This window comes from Rhodopirellula sp. SH410, from assembly GCF_055811895.1.
Map to the genome: position 1 here is coordinate 2,223,919 of NZ_CM147949.1, position 19,106 is coordinate 2,243,024.

17 protein-coding genes are annotated in these 19,106 nt (G+C 59.0%); 2 read left to right on the forward strand and 15 right to left on the reverse strand.

Annotated elements, in window-relative coordinates:
- Positions 1–3 precede the first annotated feature (3 nt).
- The 7 genes from SH410x_RS08240 to SH410x_RS08270 form a co-directional block, all read right to left on the reverse strand.
- Positions 4–1,311 carry a redoxin domain-containing protein gene (locus SH410x_RS08240; RefSeq protein WP_473676039.1) on the reverse strand — a complete coding sequence of 436 codons (1,308 nt, stop codon included), beginning with the start codon at positions 1,309–1,311 and terminating at the stop codon, positions 4–6.
- Between the two features lie 86 nt (positions 1,312–1,397).
- The gene (locus SH410x_RS08245) at positions 1,398–2,468 is read right to left on the reverse strand and encodes a sugar phosphate isomerase/epimerase family protein (RefSeq protein WP_473676040.1); all 1,071 of its coding nucleotides are present in this window, start codon (positions 2,466–2,468) and stop codon (positions 1,398–1,400) included.
- Positions 2,469–2,476: 8 nt separating this feature from the next.
- On the reverse strand, positions 2,477–3,442 hold the full coding sequence (locus SH410x_RS08250) for a rhomboid family intramembrane serine protease (protein WP_473676041.1): 966 nt from the start codon (positions 3,440–3,442) through the stop codon (positions 2,477–2,479).
- A gap of 287 nt (positions 3,443–3,729) precedes the next feature.
- On the reverse strand, positions 3,730–6,006 hold the full coding sequence (locus tag SH410x_RS08255; protein ID WP_473676042.1) for a polyribonucleotide nucleotidyltransferase: 2,277 nt from the start codon (positions 6,004–6,006) through the stop codon (positions 3,730–3,732).
- A gap of 323 nt (positions 6,007–6,329) precedes the next feature.
- The gene (gene rpsO, locus SH410x_RS08260; protein WP_146404896.1) at positions 6,330–6,599 is read right to left on the reverse strand and encodes a 30S ribosomal protein S15; all 270 of its coding nucleotides are present in this window, start codon (positions 6,597–6,599) and stop codon (positions 6,330–6,332) included.
- Positions 6,600–6,817: 218 nt separating this feature from the next.
- Positions 6,818–7,549, reverse strand: coding sequence for an adenylyl-sulfate kinase (gene cysC / locus SH410x_RS08265; RefSeq protein WP_473676043.1), 732 nt, complete (start codon positions 7,547–7,549; stop codon positions 6,818–6,820).
- Positions 7,550–7,623: 74 nt separating this feature from the next.
- Positions 7,624–9,126, reverse strand: a complete 1,503-nt coding sequence (locus SH410x_RS08270; protein WP_473676044.1) for an SMI1/KNR4 family protein — start codon at positions 9,124–9,126, stop codon at positions 7,624–7,626.
- A gap of 141 nt (positions 9,127–9,267) precedes the next feature.
- Between SH410x_RS08270 and SH410x_RS08275 the strand changes: the two genes are divergently transcribed.
- On the forward strand, positions 9,268–10,659 hold the full coding sequence (locus SH410x_RS08275) for a glucuronyl esterase domain-containing protein (RefSeq protein ID WP_473676045.1): 1,392 nt from the start codon (positions 9,268–9,270) through the stop codon (positions 10,657–10,659).
- A 140-nt stretch (positions 10,660–10,799) separates the two neighbouring features.
- Here SH410x_RS08275 and SH410x_RS08280 read toward each other — a convergent pair whose 3' ends face one another.
- The 4 genes from SH410x_RS08280 to SH410x_RS08295 form a co-directional block, all read right to left on the reverse strand.
- Positions 10,800–11,804, reverse strand: coding sequence for an AAA family ATPase (locus SH410x_RS08280; protein WP_473676046.1), 1,005 nt, complete (start codon positions 11,802–11,804; stop codon positions 10,800–10,802).
- Between the two features lie 110 nt (positions 11,805–11,914).
- Positions 11,915–12,865, reverse strand: coding sequence for a lipase family protein (locus tag SH410x_RS08285; RefSeq protein WP_473676047.1), 951 nt, complete (start codon positions 12,863–12,865; stop codon positions 11,915–11,917).
- Positions 12,866–13,140: 275 nt separating this feature from the next.
- The gene (locus tag SH410x_RS08290; RefSeq protein ID WP_473676048.1) at positions 13,141–13,551 is read right to left on the reverse strand and encodes a hypothetical protein; all 411 of its coding nucleotides are present in this window, start codon (positions 13,549–13,551) and stop codon (positions 13,141–13,143) included.
- A gap of 5 nt (positions 13,552–13,556) precedes the next feature.
- On the reverse strand, positions 13,557–14,858 hold the full coding sequence (locus SH410x_RS08295; protein WP_473677270.1) for a PQQ-dependent sugar dehydrogenase: 1,302 nt from the start codon (positions 14,856–14,858) through the stop codon (positions 13,557–13,559).
- Between the two features lie 320 nt (positions 14,859–15,178).
- On the opposite strand from SH410x_RS08295, the gene SH410x_RS08300 reads away from it, so the two are divergent.
- Entirely contained in the window at positions 15,179–15,784 is a 606-nt protein-coding gene (locus SH410x_RS08300; RefSeq protein WP_473676049.1) for a methylated-DNA--[protein]-cysteine S-methyltransferase, read from the forward strand.
- Here the strand turns inward: SH410x_RS08300 and SH410x_RS08305 are convergent.
- The 4 genes from SH410x_RS08305 to SH410x_RS08320 form a co-directional block, all read right to left on the reverse strand.
- A complete protein-coding gene (locus SH410x_RS08305; protein ID WP_473676050.1) occupies positions 15,685–16,239 on the reverse strand; it encodes a DUF2752 domain-containing protein in 555 nt (184 codons plus the stop codon). The two genes, SH410x_RS08300 and SH410x_RS08305, sit on opposite strands and share 100 nt — an antisense overlap.
- Positions 16,236–17,027: a 7-carboxy-7-deazaguanine synthase QueE gene (locus tag SH410x_RS08310; RefSeq protein ID WP_473676051.1), complete on the reverse strand. Its 792-nt coding sequence runs from the start codon at positions 17,025–17,027 to the stop codon at positions 16,236–16,238. The genes SH410x_RS08305 and SH410x_RS08310 overlap by 4 nt, the downstream gene beginning before the upstream one ends.
- 61 nt (positions 17,028–17,088) lie before the next feature.
- The gene (locus SH410x_RS08315) at positions 17,089–18,054 is read right to left on the reverse strand and encodes a SelL-related redox protein (protein WP_473676052.1); all 966 of its coding nucleotides are present in this window, start codon (positions 18,052–18,054) and stop codon (positions 17,089–17,091) included.
- 2 nt (positions 18,055–18,056) lie between these two features.
- Positions 18,057–18,920: a sigma-70 family RNA polymerase sigma factor gene (locus tag SH410x_RS08320; RefSeq protein ID WP_473676053.1), complete on the reverse strand. Its 864-nt coding sequence runs from the start codon at positions 18,918–18,920 to the stop codon at positions 18,057–18,059.
- Positions 18,921–19,106 lie beyond the last annotated feature (186 nt).

Here is a 19,106-nt window from a genome sequence, read left to right on the forward strand (position 1 = left end):
CCCTTAATTTGATTCAGGCTGAGAACTAGCGATGCGTCCACCTCGGACCAGCACATCCAATTCATCGTGAAATTGTTTTTCCAAAGCTTCTTTTCCGGCAAAACCCATGTGTGTCGATTCGACGATGCCGCTGCGCCCAATCACGAGCGTCAGCGGGATTTCCTTGGCCGAGAAATCCTCAATCAGCGTGCTCTCAGGATCGACAGCGACATGGACGCCCCAATCCTGTTCGCTCGCAAAACCGTTCACGAGACTTGGGTTTTCGCCCGCATTGATGGCATAGAAGACAACGTCCTTGTCAGCGAACTGATCGACAGATGACTTGATGACGGGCATCGCTTGGATGCAGGGCGTACACCACGTCGCCCAGAAATCGAGCACGACGATCTTGTCCTTGAGGTCCTCTGACGTGACTTCGCTGCCGTCGAGTAGTGTCAGCGTGTAGGCTGGTGCGGGTTTACCGAGCAAAGGATGGCTGCCGAGCTCGTCAGCGGTTTGCTCGTGATAATCCGCCAGGGATTTGTACTCGGTCGCGTCTGTTGCGGGAGTAAAGTGGAACAGTTTGTCCTCGACTTCACCGGTCATTCGCCACGATACGAAATCGTACCGGAGCGACAATCCGTAGCCCTCAGGCACATGGACTTTATCGTTTGCCTGCAACATCGGCGTGAGATTAACGAGCAACCGCAAGGGGCGGGGGTGTTCCTCATCGGTGATCCATAAATCCCACACGACGCCATCGTCCTGTTCACCGCGAACGTGGACGGAATCGGTGCGTCCACGGAATTGGGTTTTTCCCATCGCGTTGACCGAAAACATGCCGTTGAAGAAGCTGATCGAGGGGTCGACTCCGGCCAGTGTCAAGGCGAGTACGGGTTCGGGATACGGCCCCAGATTAATCGGGGCGCTGGTGACAATCGCTTGATTGTCCTGAGGGCTGGGCAATTCATAGTAGGCTTGAGGGGAGAGCGCCACGGTACTGATTTTGCCGTCGGCATAGATTCGTTTGCTATCGTCTTCCGCCTTGTGATAGATCGTGTATTGGTCCGGCGACTTCGAGGCAATCTGAAACGTCGAGAGTTCCCTTGAGAGAATCTCGCCATGCATGACCGTCTCGATGGTCAGGTCGACCTTTGCGCGGGATGCGTCGGCGTCTGTGATCGATTGGAAGAACGGCTCGAGGGCTGCGATGACCTCTTCGCTGGGCTGAAACTGATTCGCCTCGGCCGCCGCATCCGCCCCCAAACGGTCCTCTTGCTGCAAATCCGCATCATCGGCCGCAACGTGGGATCGGTTGACGAACGCTGTCATTGCAACTGAAATCAACGTCAACGAGACCACACACCGGAGCCGGTTAACAAGGCAAGCACACCGGCGCGGGGGTTCGACGGGGAAGTTCATTTGTCACCTGTCTTGGCTAAGTACTGATAGCTCTGAACGATGCTTTCCAACGGTGCGGGAGATTGATCCTGTTCCACATGGCATTGATCGACACCAATTTCCTTAGCCAGACGCATGACGCCCGGAATATCGATCACACCGTCGCCGAGTTCTTGGAAAGCGTCCTTCGGCACGGCGGATTGGTCCATGATCACGGGCGTCCCGGCGAGCAAGTCTTTGAGGTGAATCTGACTGATCCGTCCGGCCAAACGACGCATCAACGCGAGGGGATCATGACCGGCAATCTTCGCCCAGAATACATCGAGTTCAAATTCCATTTGCTGTGGATCGAAACGTTCGATGAAGATGTCATAGGCAGTCATGGGTTTCGTGTCGGCATCCGCAGCGGGGAGTTCTTGGAACTCAAAGGCGTGATTGTGGTAACACATTCGCATCCCCGCCGCCCGGGTCTTGTCGGCGGCGGAGTTCGCCGCATCGGCGATCGCGCGGCACTTGTCGGTCGTGTCTCGATGGTTTGGGGCGATGTACCCGAACACCACGTGCCGCAATCCAATTCGCTGGGCCAGATCAAGCGTCCGATCGAGTGACAGAACCCCCTCAGCGTCGGGCGCCGTGATCACGTTGCTGTCGAGGAAGGCGCTGTGCACGCACAGTCCAGCGGCGCGGGCCATGGCAGCGATCTGAACGGCCTCCTCATCGATATTCACCAGTTCGACCTGCCAGTAACCCGCCGCAGCCACCGCGGCCAGCGTCTGTTCCGGAGCGGTCGCCATTTGGTGGCGGACGGTGTAGAGCTGCAGACCGATGTGATCCAGGTATGGCAGCGGAGACAATTGCGGTGGCGGGCTGGCTTCGCTCGTGCTGGCCGCTTGCTCGGCCGCGGCGGCTTGCTCGGCCGCGGCGGCTTGGGCAGACGAGGCTTCACCGGCCGCTGCGAACGCACTGAGGGGGCGTGCCAGCCACGCCGCTAGCGCGGACGTCACGGTGATGCCGGCCGCTCCGCGGCGGTTAAGCCGCAGTGACGAGAGATTGTGTTGGTCAGCAGAGGGAGTTGATTCGAGGGACATCTTGTTCGCTAAAGATCGCGTGATTGCCTTTTGCGGCGACTGTATTTTTCCAGAGTTCGGCGTTCACCGGCGGTCAAACTGGATTCGCCCGACTGATGGATTTTAGCCAAAATTCGGTCCGCTTCCCGCTCTTGATCACGAATTTTCTTTTCCGGATCGTGCAATTTCAGTTTTGCCCGCCTCGAACGCTGCCTCAGACGGGCTGGAATCTCATCCAGTTGAGTCAGATCGAGCCACTGAAATCCCCATCCTTTCTGCACGTAAAGGAACCCAAAGAGGGCGCCTGCCAAGTGTACTCCGTAGGCGGTGTCACTGCCGCTCATGCCCGCCGCACCAAACAGATCCATTAGCACGAGGAAGCTGACCAGTACCCAGGCTTTGACGGGTAACACGAACATCAAGAGTAGTTCCTGGTGCGGATAATAGCACGCGAACATGACCATGATGGCCATCACGCCACCGCTGGCACCGAGCGTCTCGACGCTGACGGATACCCCGGGCATGAACATCCTCAGCAGCCAAGGAGAGGCCATCGCGACGACGCCGCCCACTAAAATGGCCGCCAGATAGGATTTAAGAAACTCCTGGCCGCCAATTCGCTGTTCGATCGGCCGGCCGAACACGTACAGCAAAAACATGTTGAATACGAGGTGGAGAATGTTCCCCGTGTTGTGGAGAAAACCATAGGTCAGTGCTTGAAACCACAACCAAGGTCTCAGCAGCGAGGTGCCGCGAACGGCAAAGATGTCGTCGATGTGGCTGCGTTTCTCGCCCATCGGGCTGACAGCGAGCTCCTGTTGGGTCGAATCAATCCCCAACTGCAATTCCGATTCGGGGCTGTACAAAAACAGCATCTGGGCCGCAAACACGATTACGTTAATCACAATCAGTGTGATCACCATGCTGCGTGGATTCTCGATCCGATCCCATGGTGTGCGTTCGGCGCGACCGTAATCGCGATCGTTGATCCCCATGACAATTGGAGCCTTAACTTGGGTGAATGTTTTTAATGCGGCTGGGCCGCAAAGTCGCTCAGCTCCCCGAGCTGGGCGCGTGCGGTTTTCGATGCGGTTTTGGCCGTCAGCTCGGGACGCCGAGCGACAATCGCTCCGAAATACAATCGAACCAGGCGATAACGGATGTCGGGGCCGGGTGGCTCTGTAATGAGTTAACCGCCCAGGCTAACGCCCAGGCGGTTAATACATATTTTACAATCACGGTTGACTTAACAAGCCGATAATCGGCTCATCCAGTCAACATCTCAGTCGCGGGAGCGACCGCCGCCGCCACCCGTGCTGCTGCCACCACCGTCGCGGCGCGGTCCACGACCGCCACGTCGGCGACGAGGACGATCTTCACCGTCACCCGCGTCGTCACCACCACCACCACTGTTATTACTGCCTTCGCCGTCTTCGAGTTCAGCGGCCAAGGGGTCTTCCAGGCCGAGTTCTTCGAGGGCGCGTCGACGGCTGAGTTTGACACGGTCGTGCTCATCGACGTCGATGACCAGCACCTTCATTTCGTCACCAACGGCGATGTGGCGGTCGAGGTTACTGATGTAACCACCGCTCATTTCGCTGATGTGAACGAGTCCATCGCGGCCGGGGAGAATTTCCACGAACGCACCGAACTCTTTGATGCTGCTGACGGTGCCGTCATAGATTTTGCCGATCTGAACCGTTGCTGTGCAGGCTTCGACCTGACGCATGGCTTCCAGGGCGGATTCCTTGTTGCTGCTGGCGACGAGCACGGTGCCGTCATCATCAACTTCAATGACTGCGCCGGTGGACTCTTGAATACCACGGATATTCTTGCCGCCAGGCCCAATCAAAGCACCGATCTTATCGGGCGCGATCTTCGTGCGGAGCAATCGTGGTGCGGTTGGCGAGATTTCGCGACGTGGCCGCGGAATCGTCGTCAGCATTTTCTTGAGGATCTCGATCCGAGCCTCACGCGATTGCTTCAGCGTCGCACGAATGATCTCTTCGCTCACACCTGTGATCTTGAGGTCGAGCTGGATGCCGGTGATGCCGTTTTGCGTTCCGGCGATCTTGAAGTCCATGTCGCCGAAGTGATCTTCGGTTCCGAGGATGTCCGTCAGCAGGTGCCAATCGTCAGGTGAATTCTGCACCATGCCGATCGAAATCCCGGCGACAGGGTTGCTGATCGGGACGCCCGATGCCATCAGGCCAAGGGTCGCACCACAGACCGACGCCATCGACGAACTGCCGTTGGACTCGGTGATGTCGCTGATCACGCGGATCGTGTATGGGAACGCCTCAGCGGGTGGCAGCACGGGCGCCACGCTGCGTTCAGCCAAGGCACCGTGGCCGATTTCCCGGCGTCCTGGGCCACGAATCGGGCGGCATTCGCCGACCGAGTACGAAGGGAAGTTGTAGTCGAGCATGAACTTCTTGCTGTACTCGTCCTGCAATCCGTCGACGCGTTGCTCGTCGCGACTGGTGCCCAGTGCAATCGTCACGATCGCTTGGGTTTCGCCGCGTTGGAACAGAGCCGAGCCGTGCACGCACGGCAGCAGATCCGTTTCGCAGTGAATCGCGCGGAGCGAATTGCGATCGCGTCCGTCGGGGCGAGTGCCGGCGCTGATCAGGTCACGGACGACCTTCTCTTCGAGGTCATGCCAAACCTTCTTGAACCGATTGACGCAGATGGCACCGTCGGCCTTCGGATCAGGGATGACTTCGCTCATGGCGCGGTCACGCATGCCACGGGTGGCATCGGCGCGAGCCTGTTTGCCGGAGGTCTGCTGAGCGGCGCGGAAATCGTCGTAATAGGCGTCGTTGAGACGCTGGAACAGTCCATCGTCGGCGGGCGATTCGAAAGGAACCTTGGTCGGGTTCACTTTTTGGTAGAGTTCTTGCTGCAACTCGATCACTTCGCGGATGATGCGGTGCGCGAACTGAATCGCTTCCATCATCTCTTCTTCGGGCATCTCGTTGGCGAAGCCCTCGATCATGGCAACCATTTCTTGGCTGCCGCTGACGATCATGTCGAGCTCGGATTCTTCGAGCTGTTCGAAGGTCGGGAACGCAACCAATTTGCCATCGACCTTGCCAACACGGACGCTGGCCAGTGGGCCTTGGAACGGCAGGGGGCTGATGTGCAGTGCCGCGGCGGCACCGTTCATCGCGAGCACGTCGCCGTCATTTTGCAAGTCGCTTGCGACGACCATTGCTTGGATTTGGACTTCGTCCATGTACCCATTGGGCCACAGCGGGCGAATGGGGCGGTCCATCAACCGTGAACTGAGAATTTCCTTCGTGCTCGGACGACCTTCTCGCTTGAGAAAACCGCCGGGGAACTTACCTGCTGCAGCAAGTCGTTCGCGGTAGTCGCACATCAGCGGGAAGAAGTCGATGCCTGGACGGGGAGTCCCCGAAGCGGCAGCGACCAAGACCACCGTGTCGCCGTACTGAACCAACACACTGCCGGCAGCTTGTTTCGCGACATGGCCCGTCTCAAAGGACAAGACGGAATCGCCGATTTTTCGCTCTACGCGAATTTTATGAATACTCACCACAACCTCTATTTTTCTTTACTTTTTCCTACAAACAACAAAACGGCAGCACATCGCCGCCAACAAACTCGATCGACACAATCTATCGCGGCACGACTCGAGAAACATCGCGCCCGCGTTCACCAGCATGCCGCCGAGCAATTTTGAGCTCGGCACATGCGTGAAAGTTGAAACAAGAAATGTCCGCCCATGGCGAACGTTCAGTTATGTGTGGTGTCAGCAGAAGGAGTGCACACACTCGCATTACCAATCCGGGGCATGATGCCCGTTGGCCCATCCACACACGGTCGAAGGACCATGCCGACGACCAACCTGACGAGATACTACTTGCGAATACCGAGCTTACCAATGACATCGAGGTATCGCTGCGGGTCGTGAGCACGAACATAGTCGAGCAAACGCCGCCGGCGACTGACCAGACCCAGCAAACCACGACGCGAAGCAAAATCCTTGCGGTGGGTTCGCATGTGCTCGGTCAAGCCATTGATCCGTTCGGTCAGAATTGCGATCTGTACCTCAGGGGATCCGGTGTCGTCCGCAGTCGCTCCGTGTTCGCTGACCACTTCCTTCTTACGTTCTTTCGAGATCGTCATGCGTGAACTGTTTCCTAGATGAATCCAATACGGAGGTCACATGCCATCCGCGTCAGACCCAAGTTAAAGTGAAATTATTTTCCCGCGAAGTCTAACGTGCCACCCTGCCAACGCAACGTCAAATCGAGGTTGCGCCCGTGGTTTTTGTGTTTTGGTGCCATTCCGAACACTCCATCCCGCAGGCGATGGTCCCCATGAATGGTTGCCAGAATGCTCGTTCAGCGACAGTTGCGGTCGACCGGGCTGGCCAGGACCCCTCGCTCGATCATCGCCTGCAAGATCTCCTCGGCGGCGTCGGCGGGCGTCATTCCCTCGCGAAATCCCAAATGAATCTCGGGATTCTGCGGAGCTTCGTAGGGGTCGCTGATCCCCGTAAAATTGCGGATTTCACCCGCTAACGCCTTTTTATAGAGCCCTTTGGGATCACGCTGCTGGCACACTTCCAGGGGCGTATCCACGAAAACTTCCATGAAATCGCCGGCTTTCCCGTCGCTCTCGACCACCCGCCGGACCCGGTCTCGGTCTCGACGATAAGGACTGACAAAGGCCGCCAGCGTGATCAGGCCCGCAGCGGCCATCAATGAGGCCACGGCGCCGATACGGCGGATGTTTTCTTCGCGGTCAGTCGCCGAAAATCCTAAACCAAATCGCTCGGCGAACGCATCCCCATGCTCGATCGCCAGCGCCGACGGTGGCGCACACAGCCCATGACGCACGTTGTCACCATCGAGCAAGGTGCAGGCGGCGCCCCGTGCGATCAACAACCGATCGAGCTCGTTGGCAATCGTCGACTTGCCACATCCGCTCAGCCCCGTAAACCAGACCACGCAGCCCCGCTGCCGTAGATTCTCCTCCCGTCCCGCCCGCGTGACGGTGTTCTCATGCCACACGATGTTTTGCGAAACGTCGCTCTCGGCGGGTGATGGGTGGGATCGGGGAGGTTGATTCATTTTTCGTCGCAAACGGAAGTGGTGCGGGGTGCTCATCGTGGAACTCACGACCGGCGGAGCCGCCGGTCGGCAATTTACAAATTATAACGGGCCTTCAATCCATCGCGATGCACGCTGGCGAGTCGCTCGTGGCTGGACCACGCGGCAGCTTGGCATGCGGCCATGTACCCATCGAGCAGTTCGCCATATCGTCGCATCGGCTCGGCACCGAGGTCCCAGCCTGCGGCGTAGAGTAATCGCGCGGCCGTCGCGGGCGCTGCGGCGGCGGCCTCATCGACGAGCATTTGAGAATATCGCTGCCGCACCGAAGAGGAATCACCGCCCGTGCATGGGCCAAGGTATTCGAGCAGTCGCCCGCGTTCGATCACCTCCGGCAAAAGGCCGAGCTGGTCAGGGATTTTCTCGTCACGCAGCCGATCGGGTTCCGGTGACAGCGACATTTCTGCCAAAAAACGAGCTGAAAACTTGGCAATCCCATCGTTCGCGGTCGCCCAATGCGTTCGCAGCCGAACGCTCTGATCGGTGAACACGCTGCAGCGAACCGCATTGGAAAACGCCTGTTCGGCGCCCGCTGTGTCTCCACTGGTCCACTTGGCATACCCCAGCAAATCGTGTCCCCACGACAAATCGGGGCGTTTTCGACAGATGGCGGCAGTGTGCGCTGCAACGTCAGCCCAGCATTGTTGGTCGGGATTGAAATCGCTAGCCGCTAGCCCAAGGGTCGCCTGCAAGCGGGGCGAGATCTCGCTCGGCATCGTCCGTAAATCGAAACACCACCGCATCCAATCGTTCCAGGTCAGCCCCAAGTCATGAGCGATTTTTGGCGTCAGTCGGCAACTCAGGGCACTCGCGAGCGAGTCAATCACGAGCTGACAGCGGACGGGAACCTCACACAATTGTTGGGCCAGAAGGTCCGCCGCCAAACGGCGCGGATCGCTGGCCGCGGTCCAGTCAATATTCGCGAGTTGGGGGAGCCGCTCGATGACCCACTTTCCCCATGCATGTTCGCGCCATGCACACGTCGAAGCCTGCGAACCGTTGCGATTATCGTTCCCGTCGACGCAGTCAGAACCTTCAATCGCTGGCTCTGCGTGTCGACAGTCCGCTTGCGGCAGCGACGTCAGCAACCAGTCAAATAGCAACGCTTCAGACAATCGGTCTCCCCACGGCAGCCAGTCGCCACCACCATGGTACCACTGGCAAATATCCGTCGACCTCCCCGTCTGGGCGGCGACATCGGGGTCGAGCAACCGCACGCACAGCCAGTCGCCGGCGCCGTTTCCGACCAAGGGCAAGAAGTTAGGCGGCATCAGCGGCGGCCAGATCGGGTCGGGCACCGCAGCGAGCAGCGTCTGAGGCATCACGGGATACCGAAATTCCCCTGGCCCTGGCGAACGCGTACACTGTTCGTCGAACCACTGGTTCAATTCGTCGCCAAAATCCACGCCAAACCGATCAGCCAACTTTTTTGACCACGACGCCGAACCTTTTGCGGGCTCATGCCATGCATCGCCCTCGAGAGATCCGCCGCTTTTCGCGGCGGCGGAGCTAGCGGTAGTCGAATCTGGTGTGGTCACGTTCTATAATCAGCGGCTGGCAAGGCCTGCCGATCAGATGAGTTTGGGGAAGAAAAGAGATCGATGGCAGCGGACCGACGCACCGATTGGTCGCCAGCCTAGCTTCATAATCCTATTCAACGCAAGACAAGCGAGTTATCAATGAAACCCATCCACCACCATTCTACTCGAACGTGGGCTGCCAGTTGGAGCGTGATACCCTCGCTCTTGGCGGCCTTGGCGATTGCCTCACCGCCTGCGTCGGCGCAAAAATTTGAACCGAATTACGACGAAGCCAAGGTTCCCACATATCAACTTCCCGATCCATTGATCACCGAGTCAGGCGATCCCGTCACGACGGCGAAGCAGTGGCCGGAACGTCGCGCCGAAATTCTGGAGCTTTTCACGCAGCATGTCTTCGGACGGATGCCCGAGCAACGCAATGTGGAGTGCAAAGTCGTTCGCCGGGACGCCGATGCCAACGGGGGCCGCACGATTCGCACCGAGTTGAGCGTGATTGTGAAATCACCGGAAGCCAGCCCGCAGGACCGCGCCGAAGATGGGAAATCCGTCGAAATCCACGTCCTCGTCGACGTCCCCAAGCCCAACGGCACCGCCACCCCAGCGGCCGTTCCGGCATTCCTGGGGCTGAACTTTCAAGGCAACCATACCGTCACGTCGGATCCGAACGTGCGCGTCACGCAGTCCTGGGTGCGTGATCGACGGGATGACTCGACCGACGGAAATCGAGCCACCGCCGCCGGCCGAGGCGTCGCGGCGAGTCGCTGGCCCGCCGACATGATCAATCAACGGGGATACGCGCTCATCACGGCCTACTACGGCGATATCGACCCCGATTTCGACGACGGGTTTCACAATGGCATCCATGGATTGATGCCCGAATTCATCGCGAGTTTGCCGCCGGAGCAACGGCCCGGTTCGATTGCCGCGTGGACCTATGGAATTTCTTGCATTCTCGACGCGATCGAAAACACACCGGATCTCGGCATCGACACCGCTCGGGTTGCCGTTATCGGACATTCCAGGTTGGGCAAAACGGGTTTGTGGGCCGGTGCGACCGACCCCCGATTCGCGCTGGTGATCAGCAACGACTCCGGTTGTGGCGGAGCCGCCCTGTCACGCCGCGCCGTCGGCGAGACTGTGGGCCGGATCAATTCGAGCTTCCCGCACTGGTTCTGTGATGAATTCGAGCAGTACAACCAGAACGAAAACTCGCTGCCAGTGGACTCGCACGAACTGATCGCACTGGCTGCACCGCGGCCAATCGCGGTCGGCAGTGCCACCGAAGACCAGTGGGCCGATCCGCTGGGCGAGTTCCTCGCCGCTCGAAACGCCTCGCCCGTCTACGAACTGCTGGGATTGCCTGGGCTCATCGACGACATGGGGCAGTCGCCGAGCGAGCCTCCGCTACCGGACCATACGTTTTCCGATGGCTCGATCAGCTACCACCTCCGGTCCGGCAAGCACGACCTGGCGAACGAGGACTGGCAGTGCTACCTCGATTTCGCCGATCGGTTCCTGCAACAGGACTGAGGATCCGTAGCTTGGGACCATTGTCCCGAGCGTCCAATCAGAAGCCTGCTCGGGAGGGGAGAGATCCTGTCTGGACGGGGAGAGATCCTGTCTGACGGGGAGAGATCCTGCTCGGACGGGACAATGGTCCCATCCTACGTTTAAAAATCTTCATCGTCATCATCATCATCCTGGCGGTCCGGATGGAGCGGATCGTCGGGGTCAAAGAACAGATCGGCGAGGCCCAGCGGCACGGCGTCGCCACCGAGCGTGCGACTTCGCCGCTCTGCCAACCGCTCCAAGTCGACTGCGTCCTCTCCCAAGCATTTTTCGAGGGCCTCCTGCCAGGCGATATCGCGTGCGACAGGATGGTCGGGGTCTTGCGCCATCCGTTTGATGGCGAAACGCAGCAGATTCAGTCCGTCGCGAGGAGAAAAATCGAGTTTCAGTGTGTGTGAATGCTGCAAGAAATCGACCGTCAAGGCGAGCATCTCCGGCTCGGCGAACGGTAGGTGATACTGCAGGATCGCCATCTCGTCTTGTTTGTTGGGGAACCCAACCTGCAACGTCGGCTGCAACCGGCTGAGGATGTAATCGGGGATCTCGAAGGTCGACTCGTCCTGGTTCATCGTCACCGCGGCGCGAAAATTCGGTGACGCGGGGATCGTAATCCCGGCCACGATCGACTCGACATACCGCCGGCTATCGAACAGGGGTGCGAGCGAAGCCCATGATTTCTCGTTCATCCGGTTGCCTTCGTCCAGCACGCAGACGCCACCACGAATCATTGCACTGACCAGCGGCGAGGCGTGATAGGAAATTTCTCCACCCCGGGTCAGCACAGGCGTGATCAACAGATCTTCCGGACGCGTGTCGGCGGTGCACTGGTAGATGTACAGCGGCACGCCCTGCTGCTTGGCTGCCGCGATGGCGAGTTGGGTCTTGCCCACACCGGGTGAACCGAGCAAGCGAGGCGTCAGCGGCAGGTCATTGGCATCGACCGTGATCCAGCAGGCCAGAAGCTGCCGGAGAATCTCGTTTTGGCCGATCCAATCGCCGGGTGATTCGTAGGGATGGGCCAACTTCAAGTCGACACCATCGACACTGAAAACCGAATCCGTGCGTTCGGTGGACGAATTGGATTGGGGTGATTCGGAAGAACTCATGCGGAATCCAGGAGGAATGAAAAATAGTCGCCTTTCGCTCCGCGAAAGTGGCGTTTTCCCTTCATTTCAAAACTTCGAAGGGTAACATCTTTGCGTTTCGAGCACCTGCGTCAGCGGGTCAATTCGGCCGCCTCGACGGCATCATCGCCGCTCGCCAAGTCAACCTGCTCGTGACGCGCCGCCTCGAGAATCGGCCCGAGGTATTGATGCAACGGGTGATCGGAAAAGTGATCGATGCGAAATCGGCGCAGGCTGTTGAGGAATCCACGCCAGCGATCATGACGTTTTTGCACCGCACCGAGATGCCCGATGTGCCCATCGCGGTCAATGTAAACTTCGGTGCCGCAGTGACGGTACCCCATCCACGCCGGTGGCGTGCGAGTCACGATATCGTTGTTGTTAACGAATCGATAGTGATCGAGTTTGACAAAGTTAATGTACCGTTTATTCCCAACGCGGGGACTGCCATAGGTGAACAACGCACTCGGGACGCTCTGGATATGTGAGAGAAAGCAACGCCCCGCACAAATCGTCGCCATCGCACCACCGAGCGAGTGACCGCAGAACCACACGGGTTGATCGTTGCCCATCAGCGCCGTCTCCAGCATCGGCCACAAATCATCGACTTCGGTTTTAAATCCCCGATGCACCTTACCCGCCGTCTCTGCCAAGACGGAAGCGGCGTTGGCGTCCGCTCGGATGTCGTTCCATTCATTCGGCTCCGTTCCCCGGCATGCGATCACGCAGTCGGAATCGTTCCGGAACCGATAGGCCTGCGAGCCATCGTGATCGAAAAAGGTCACGTCAGGAAATCCGACGAAACCAGCCGCCTCGGTCGCTTCACGCTCATCGTTGTACGAGATCATCGCCAATTCCGCGAACAATAATGATCGCTGCAAAAACGTCATCTCCGCGATCGGCCCCCGCGCGTGACTGTAAACCACAACCGGAACTTCGTTCTTGTCGTGCACAACACCGGACGGATCTTGGAGATCACCGACCGGACTGTGCGGCGGCAACGTCCCCACTCGGTTGGCTAGTTCAGGTTTTGAATCGATCATGGAACGTTCCTCCAAGGTGAATGCGGCGACCTGTACGACATTGTGCCATATCGTCCCATGGAGCGGGGCGAGCGACGGGGCACATTCGCCCTGACGAGGCGAGCGGTCGACCCAGGACGCAAAGGCCAAAACCGTACCCACCGCTTCTCAGTCGCCGTGATGGTTTAGGAACGAGCGGAGAATTACTGTCTGAAATTGTGGTCGAACGCTCCGCGGTCGAACGCTCCGAACGCTCCGACCGCGGAGCGTTCGGCCACAATTTTCCACTCGTTCCTTTACGTCACCCGTTTGCGAACCAGTCGGCAGTCAAGCCAAATACCAGACGCGTGAGACGTGTCTGGTGGATTCGCGTTGTCATCGACTGCCAAAGGTCCGGCATTCGATCGAAGGGGCGGCGCCGTGACAATACTTACGTCCGTCCCCTGATAGTCCGCCTCGAGTCGCCGGGAGTCGATCACGCAGGGTGCGTCGGGCAAACGGGTCGGTCCTGCCGCCTCGTCATAGGTGACGAGGCAGTATCGGACACCGGGGTTTCGCGCGTCTCGCAATTCGTCACGCTCGGCGACGACGAACAACGCGTCATCGAGGATGACGCGTTGGCCGATCTGCAGCCTCAACAATCGCCCCTCGTCGGAGGCGATGCGGATTGGGTCGCCGAACAAGGCCCGGCGGAGACGCGATATCAAGTTCACTATTCCTTCGCAGCGTCGGCTTTCCCCGCAACAAATTTATAGATCCGGCCACCGCCCATCATCGTGCTCATCAAGGCTTCGCCCGATTCGGTTTGCCCGAACGTGAAGACAGGCAGTTGCTCCCAGGCGATCGGACGGTTCTCAAGCACCTTCTTGGACTGAGGGTCGATCTTCATCGCCCACAACCGGCCGCTGACATAGTCACCGTAGAGGTAATAGCCATCGAGTGATGGTGTTTCCTTGCCGCGATAAACCAGGCCGCCGGTGACGGATTTTCCCCAGTCGTCGGTGTGCGGGTATTCGACCAACGGTTCGATGTATTTGTCATTGACGTCCGAACCTTTCTCGCCGTCCAAGGTGAAGCGGTTGGCGCCTTCACGCAGACTCCAACCGTAGTTGCCGCCCTTGCGGATCAGGTCGATTTCTTCCCAGTCATTCTGGCCGACGTCGGCGGCCCAAAGTTCCTCGGTGACCGGGTCAAACGACATCCGCCAAATGTTGCGAATGCCCCAAGCGTAGATCTCCGGCCAAACGTTGGAACGCCCAACCAGTGGGTTGTCCTGGGGAATGCCATAGGCCAGTCCGTCGTCTTTTGTGTCCACGTCGATCCGCAAGATCGAGCCGAGCAGTTTGCTGAGGTCCTGGGCTGACTTGAGCGGGTCGTTGCCTTTGCCACCGTCGCCCAACGCGATATACAGATATCCGTCGGGGCCGAACGCGACCGTGCCGCCGTTGTGATTCCAAAACGGCTGGTCGATTCGCATCAATTCACGTTCGCTGTCGGGATCGCCCCATTGGTGCTGCGATCCTTTCTTGGTGCGGAACTCGCTTATGATGGAAACGTGGGGCCGCTGGGAAGTCGTGTAGTAAACATAGAACTTGCCGTTCTGTTTGAATTTGGGGTGGAACGCGAGACCAAGCAGACCTTCTTCGTTCTCGCGATCTTTGTATCCCACCCGGTCACTCAGATCGATGAAGAGCTCGGGCTCGTCGACCTGTTCACTGTCCTGGTCAAAAACGTAGATCTCGCCCGTTTGGCTGGCCACGAACAAACGCCCACTCCCGTCGCCAGCACCCGTCATCACGATCGGGCGACTGATCCGCAGGTCGGGGTAAGCCTCGACGATCTGGACATCCATCGGACTGACGTTCAGATCCGCTGGCGGATTGGCGAGATTGATCGTTGGGGAACCGGGGCTTTCAGCAGTAGCCGTCGCGGTTGGCAGCGAGTTTGCCGCCGAAAGCACCAGACACGCCGCCGCAGTGCGACGCAGTAAGGGGGTTAAATACAAAGTAGACATTGGCACAGAAGACCTCAAAGGCATGGTGTCGGTGTTGGAAAGAGCGTGAACGTTGGCCGCCGAGAACCGTTGGATCTGGCCGGGCTCTCAAATGTGATCAGAGCACCCGATTGCGATTGGCGAATCGCAGACCACAAGCCAGCTACCACAATCACGGTCGATCGCCCATTCTACCCAGTCTGAGCCAAGCGGTCGAATGGGCGATATTGTCGACCGAGGGGCTCCTCTCGTCGTGAGGAACCAGCGTGTTCCGGCTCAGACGGGCGCCGCCGTCGGGCGACAATTCCCGCACCACCACCACCCGAAAACGAGATCACACAATGCTGCCCGCTATCCAATCGAGCTGGGAAAGCCCCGTGGGGCGACTGCGGATCAGCGTGAGCGATGATGTCGATGACACCCCGCACTGCGTGGGTCTGTATTTCGACGATCATCAGCCTGAGCCGAAATGCTGGTCCAACGACACCGCCGAGGTGGACTGGAGGCGGCATGATTTCACGCACCGCGTCGTCGCACAACTCACGGCCTACTTTGCCGACGGCCAATTTTGCTTTGACCTACCATGCCGTTTCAGCGGTACGGAGTTCCAGCAACAGGTGTGGCATCAGCTCAAGCTGATCCCGGCGGGGGCGACGCGGACGTATCGTGAGATCGCCGGCATGATCGGCCGGCCCTCCGCGGTCCGGGCCGTCGGCTCGGCCGTTGCCCGCAACCCATTGTCCATCATTGTTCCCTGCCACCGTGTTATTGCCACCGGAGGCGGGCTCGCCGGGTTCGCAGGCGGCCTCGACCGTAAAGAGTTCTTGCTCAACCACGAAATGTCAGGTCACCCGGACAATCGAACCAGCCAGTCGGCGAGCGTCACGACGCCCGTGCCCACGATCGCCCAGCCGACAACCGTCAGCGTACGTGTCCCCGGTAATTGACCTGTCCACGTCACTCGTGAGGCGAGCATCGCGACGGCCACAACGAGGAACGCCAAACAGAAACCGCCCACGTTGGCTTCCGCGGACACCCACCAATGACCTCGCGTCCAATGGCTCCATGACGTGGTCATCCCGCAGGCAGGGCAACGCATGCCAAATAAAACTCGCATCGAACAGGGCGGCAAACCGAGTTGTTGATGGGTACCTAAACCAGACGCGGCGGGCGACAGCGCCCGGGCCACGCCCAGCGGCATGATGAGTCCCACGGACATGAATCCAGCGGCCACGCGTAGCCACCATGCCGAACGACGCAAGCCGCCCCGGATCGGAGCATCGAACGGCTCGTCCTCGGCTCCGCTCGACACGCGTCGAACGTGACGGTCTGCAGGGGTGGCCGAACGCTCCTTCGATCCAGGTGAGTCGCGATCCTCGCCAGGCAGAGGCGGTTGATTCATGTGCCGCGCCGGTTGCCGTACCAGCGGATTTGCATGCGGTCGCAGTATCGGAATCCGGCGGCGGCCGCCCACGGTCGCAGCCACACCGCGGCCGCGTCGAGGTGCTCGACGCTGATGCCTTGAGGCATGATCCATACATCCGACGCAGCAACGCCTAGATCTCCCACCACCTCGAGGATCTCGTCGTACTCGTCCGGTGAATCAACAACAAATTTGACCTGCACGGCCGGTGCGCGGTCAATTAACCGCCGCATCACCGCAATCGGCATCCGCCGCTGTTCGTGCAGCTCAGCCCAACGGGAGTCGCCGGCCAACGCGGGCCCCGAACCTTGACCCGGCGCACTCCGACTCAGCTTGGGACTCAGTGACAGGAGATCGCTGGGCACCTCGACATCGACCGTCCCCGCTGTCTCGATCGTCACGTGCAGTCCCGCCGCACGCAGACCGATCGCCAGTTCAGCCATCCCCTTCATCAGCAGCGGCTCACCGCCCGTCAGCACCACGTGTTCAACCATCGATGCAGATGTTCGGTCGCCGTCGGTAGGCATCTGGGCCCGTCCCGCCTGTTCGATCAGGTCACTGATCGTTGACTGACCACCCTCCGGATTCCATGATGCATAGGGCGTATCGCAAAACCAGCAACGCAAATTACAGCCGCTGGTGCGAATGAAGAAACTCGGCACGCCCGTCAGCAATCCTTCGCCCTGCAGGCTCGTAAAGGTCTCCGCGATCCGCAGCGATTTGCGGTCGGGCCCGCTCAGGGGTAATGCTAGTTCTTGCGTTTTCAAATTCCGGGACCGTCTGACCAACCAGTGGGTGAATCACGGTAATATCGCAGAAAGTACGGAGTCAACAACCCGCGACGGCCGCCGGAATCAGCGTGGCGGCATGCTTTGCCAATTCGACGTAGTTGGGACGGTCGGAGGCTTGGTCGTGCTGGAAACCCTCGATCACCTGACCTTGGTAATAGGTAAACACGCCCGGCATCTGGAAGGAGTTCCCCTGCGGCCAGCCCAGTCCGTGGCCATGCAGCAGACCGGCGACGATCCCCCGCACCCACACTCGGATCCCGAACAGTTGACGGAAATCGCCGAGATCGAGTCCGAACTGGCGATAGAGGCGGCATTGCGGGTCGGAGATTCGCGGGGCGTCGTCCATCCCATACTGAGCAAAAAACTCTCTGCCGTCGCCCTCGCCCAGGTGCACCAACACGATGCCGCAGCCGGTGGCTTCGATCTCATCTCGCCGCGCGGAGATTTCCGCGAGTGCTTCGCGGCAAAACGTGCAGCCCGAATGACGCAAAAACACGACCATCTGAGGTCGCTCGCTAGCGAGGCGATCAAGCGTCCGCCCCGTATTGGTGCGCAATTCCTGCAGCGGCACATCCGCTTCCGGCGTGTCGTAGGCGGAGCCGACAGCGTGATCATGTTGGACCGCGCCCCACAAAATGAGCAGAAACGGGACGAGCCAGACCAGATCGTTGGTCAGAATCACCCATCCAAACTGGGCCTGCAACTCGCTCGACGACAATGCCACCGCGAACCCAATCACGCCCAACAGTTTGCCCAGAAAGCCCACCAGCACGATTGGCCAATGCCGGTATGGATTCGTAGCTGCAATCAGGAATCCGACGCCGAGCACGCCCTCAATCATGCCGATGCACTGCCAAAAAATGGCTTCCGTCGGGGACGCTTGCACGCCCAGCCAGGCGAGCATCTCAGTGGGCATGCCGATCGCCAGCCCGCCCCACATGAAATGGTAGATCGCCGCAATGAGCAGTACGTATTTCATCCAGTTCTTCGGTTGGTAATTCATGGCTATTTCACTGCGAACATGGATTCAAAAGGCTGTGCGACTTGAGCGAGTTTTTCCAAACTCTGATAGAGGATTTGCCTCGCTCGCTCTTTGCTGATTCCAATTTCGTCCCCCAGAGCACGCAATGATTTTCCTTTCTCAGAACCGTCCAAGCCAAACCGACCGCGGACAATGAAACACTCGCGTTCGTCAAGAATTTCCTCCATCTCTTTGAGCACCACCGTGGCCGCAGCCAACATATCCGAGGCTGAAGGCTGATCCGAGTCCACGGTCTCCGCGGCCCAGTCGAGCGCTTCGTTGCCGTCACTCAACTCCCGAGATCGCCGCTTGCACGCGCGGCCAATCAATCGCGAGAGATGCCGCTGAACGGCATGGGTCAGGTAGGTGCTGAAACGATAGCCGCGACTGAAGTCAAACTTATCGATGGCGTTGAGCAGGATCGCATTTGCCTCTGCCACGAACTCGTCAAACTCGTCGCTCGACGAGGACATTTTGCGACACACAAACGAAATCAGACGCAAGTTGGCACGAGCGATCTCCTCGCGAGTGTCGTTGGCGTCGTCAAGCAAGCGTCGGATCTCGGCTTCGGTTTTCCGAGGCCGACGCTGGTTCCGCAGCGTGGAGCTCAACGCGTGGGCGCGAAAACGGAGAAAGTTGACACGCTTGAATAGGAACTGCTCCCCTTCGAACGTCAAAATTCGACATTCCTCGACGGCTGTTAAGAAGGTGGCCGCCGCGTGTCCAGCGTCCCGGACCGGGCGGTCGTCTTCCTCGACGTAGAGAGCGCAGTCAATTTCAGCGAAATCCTGCTCATGAGCCGACTCGAAGTCGGCATGTGGTATGAACGGGATTTTGGCGTCGGCCACGGTAGCTTCCGGATGTTAGGTAACGTTCCATCAGAATAACGCTGTCATTTGTAGCACACCGCTTGCCAATGACCAGTAAAATAGTCGTAACTGAGTAATTGCGTCCCATTGCGACACCGAGCCGTGGTGAACGTAGGGTGGGAATATTCTCCCGTCCGAAGTCGATTTGGTCGCTCGGGGCAGTGG

Coding starts and splice junctions, on each gene's coding strand:
- cysC (WP_473676043.1), bottom strand. CDS start 7,549: ATGAATCAACCTCCCCGATCCCACCCATCACCCGCCGAGAGCGACGTT.
- SH410x_RS08315 (WP_473676052.1), bottom strand. CDS start 18,054: ATGAATTACCAACCGAAGAACTGGATGAAATACGTACTGCTCATTGCG.
- SH410x_RS08300 (WP_473676049.1), top strand. CDS start 15,179: ATGCTGCCCGCTATCCAATCGAGCTGGGAAAGCCCCGTGGGGCGACTG.
- SH410x_RS08295 (WP_473677270.1), bottom strand. CDS start 14,858: ATGTCTACTTTGTATTTAACCCCCTTACTGCGTCGCACTGCGGCGGCG.
- SH410x_RS08245 (WP_473676040.1), bottom strand. CDS start 2,468: ATGTCCCTCGAATCAACTCCCTCTGCTGACCAACACAATCTCTCGTCA.
- SH410x_RS08240 (WP_473676039.1), bottom strand. CDS start 1,311: ATGACAGCGTTCGTCAACCGATCCCACGTTGCGGCCGATGATGCGGAT.
- SH410x_RS08305 (WP_473676050.1), bottom strand. CDS start 16,239: ATGAATCAACCGCCTCTGCCTGGCGAGGATCGCGACTCACCTGGATCG.
- rpsO (WP_146404896.1), bottom strand. CDS start 6,599: ATGACGATCTCGAAAGAACGTAAGAAGGAAGTGGTCAGCGAACACGGA.
- SH410x_RS08250 (WP_473676041.1), bottom strand. CDS start 3,442: ATGGGGATCAACGATCGCGATTACGGTCGCGCCGAACGCACACCATGG.
- SH410x_RS08285 (WP_473676047.1), bottom strand. CDS start 12,865: ATGATCGATTCAAAACCTGAACTAGCCAACCGAGTGGGGACGTTGCCG.
- SH410x_RS08275 (WP_473676045.1), top strand. CDS start 9,268: ATGAAACCCATCCACCACCATTCTACTCGAACGTGGGCTGCCAGTTGG.
- SH410x_RS08280 (WP_473676046.1), bottom strand. CDS start 11,804: ATGAGTTCTTCCGAATCACCCCAATCCAATTCGTCCACCGAACGCACG.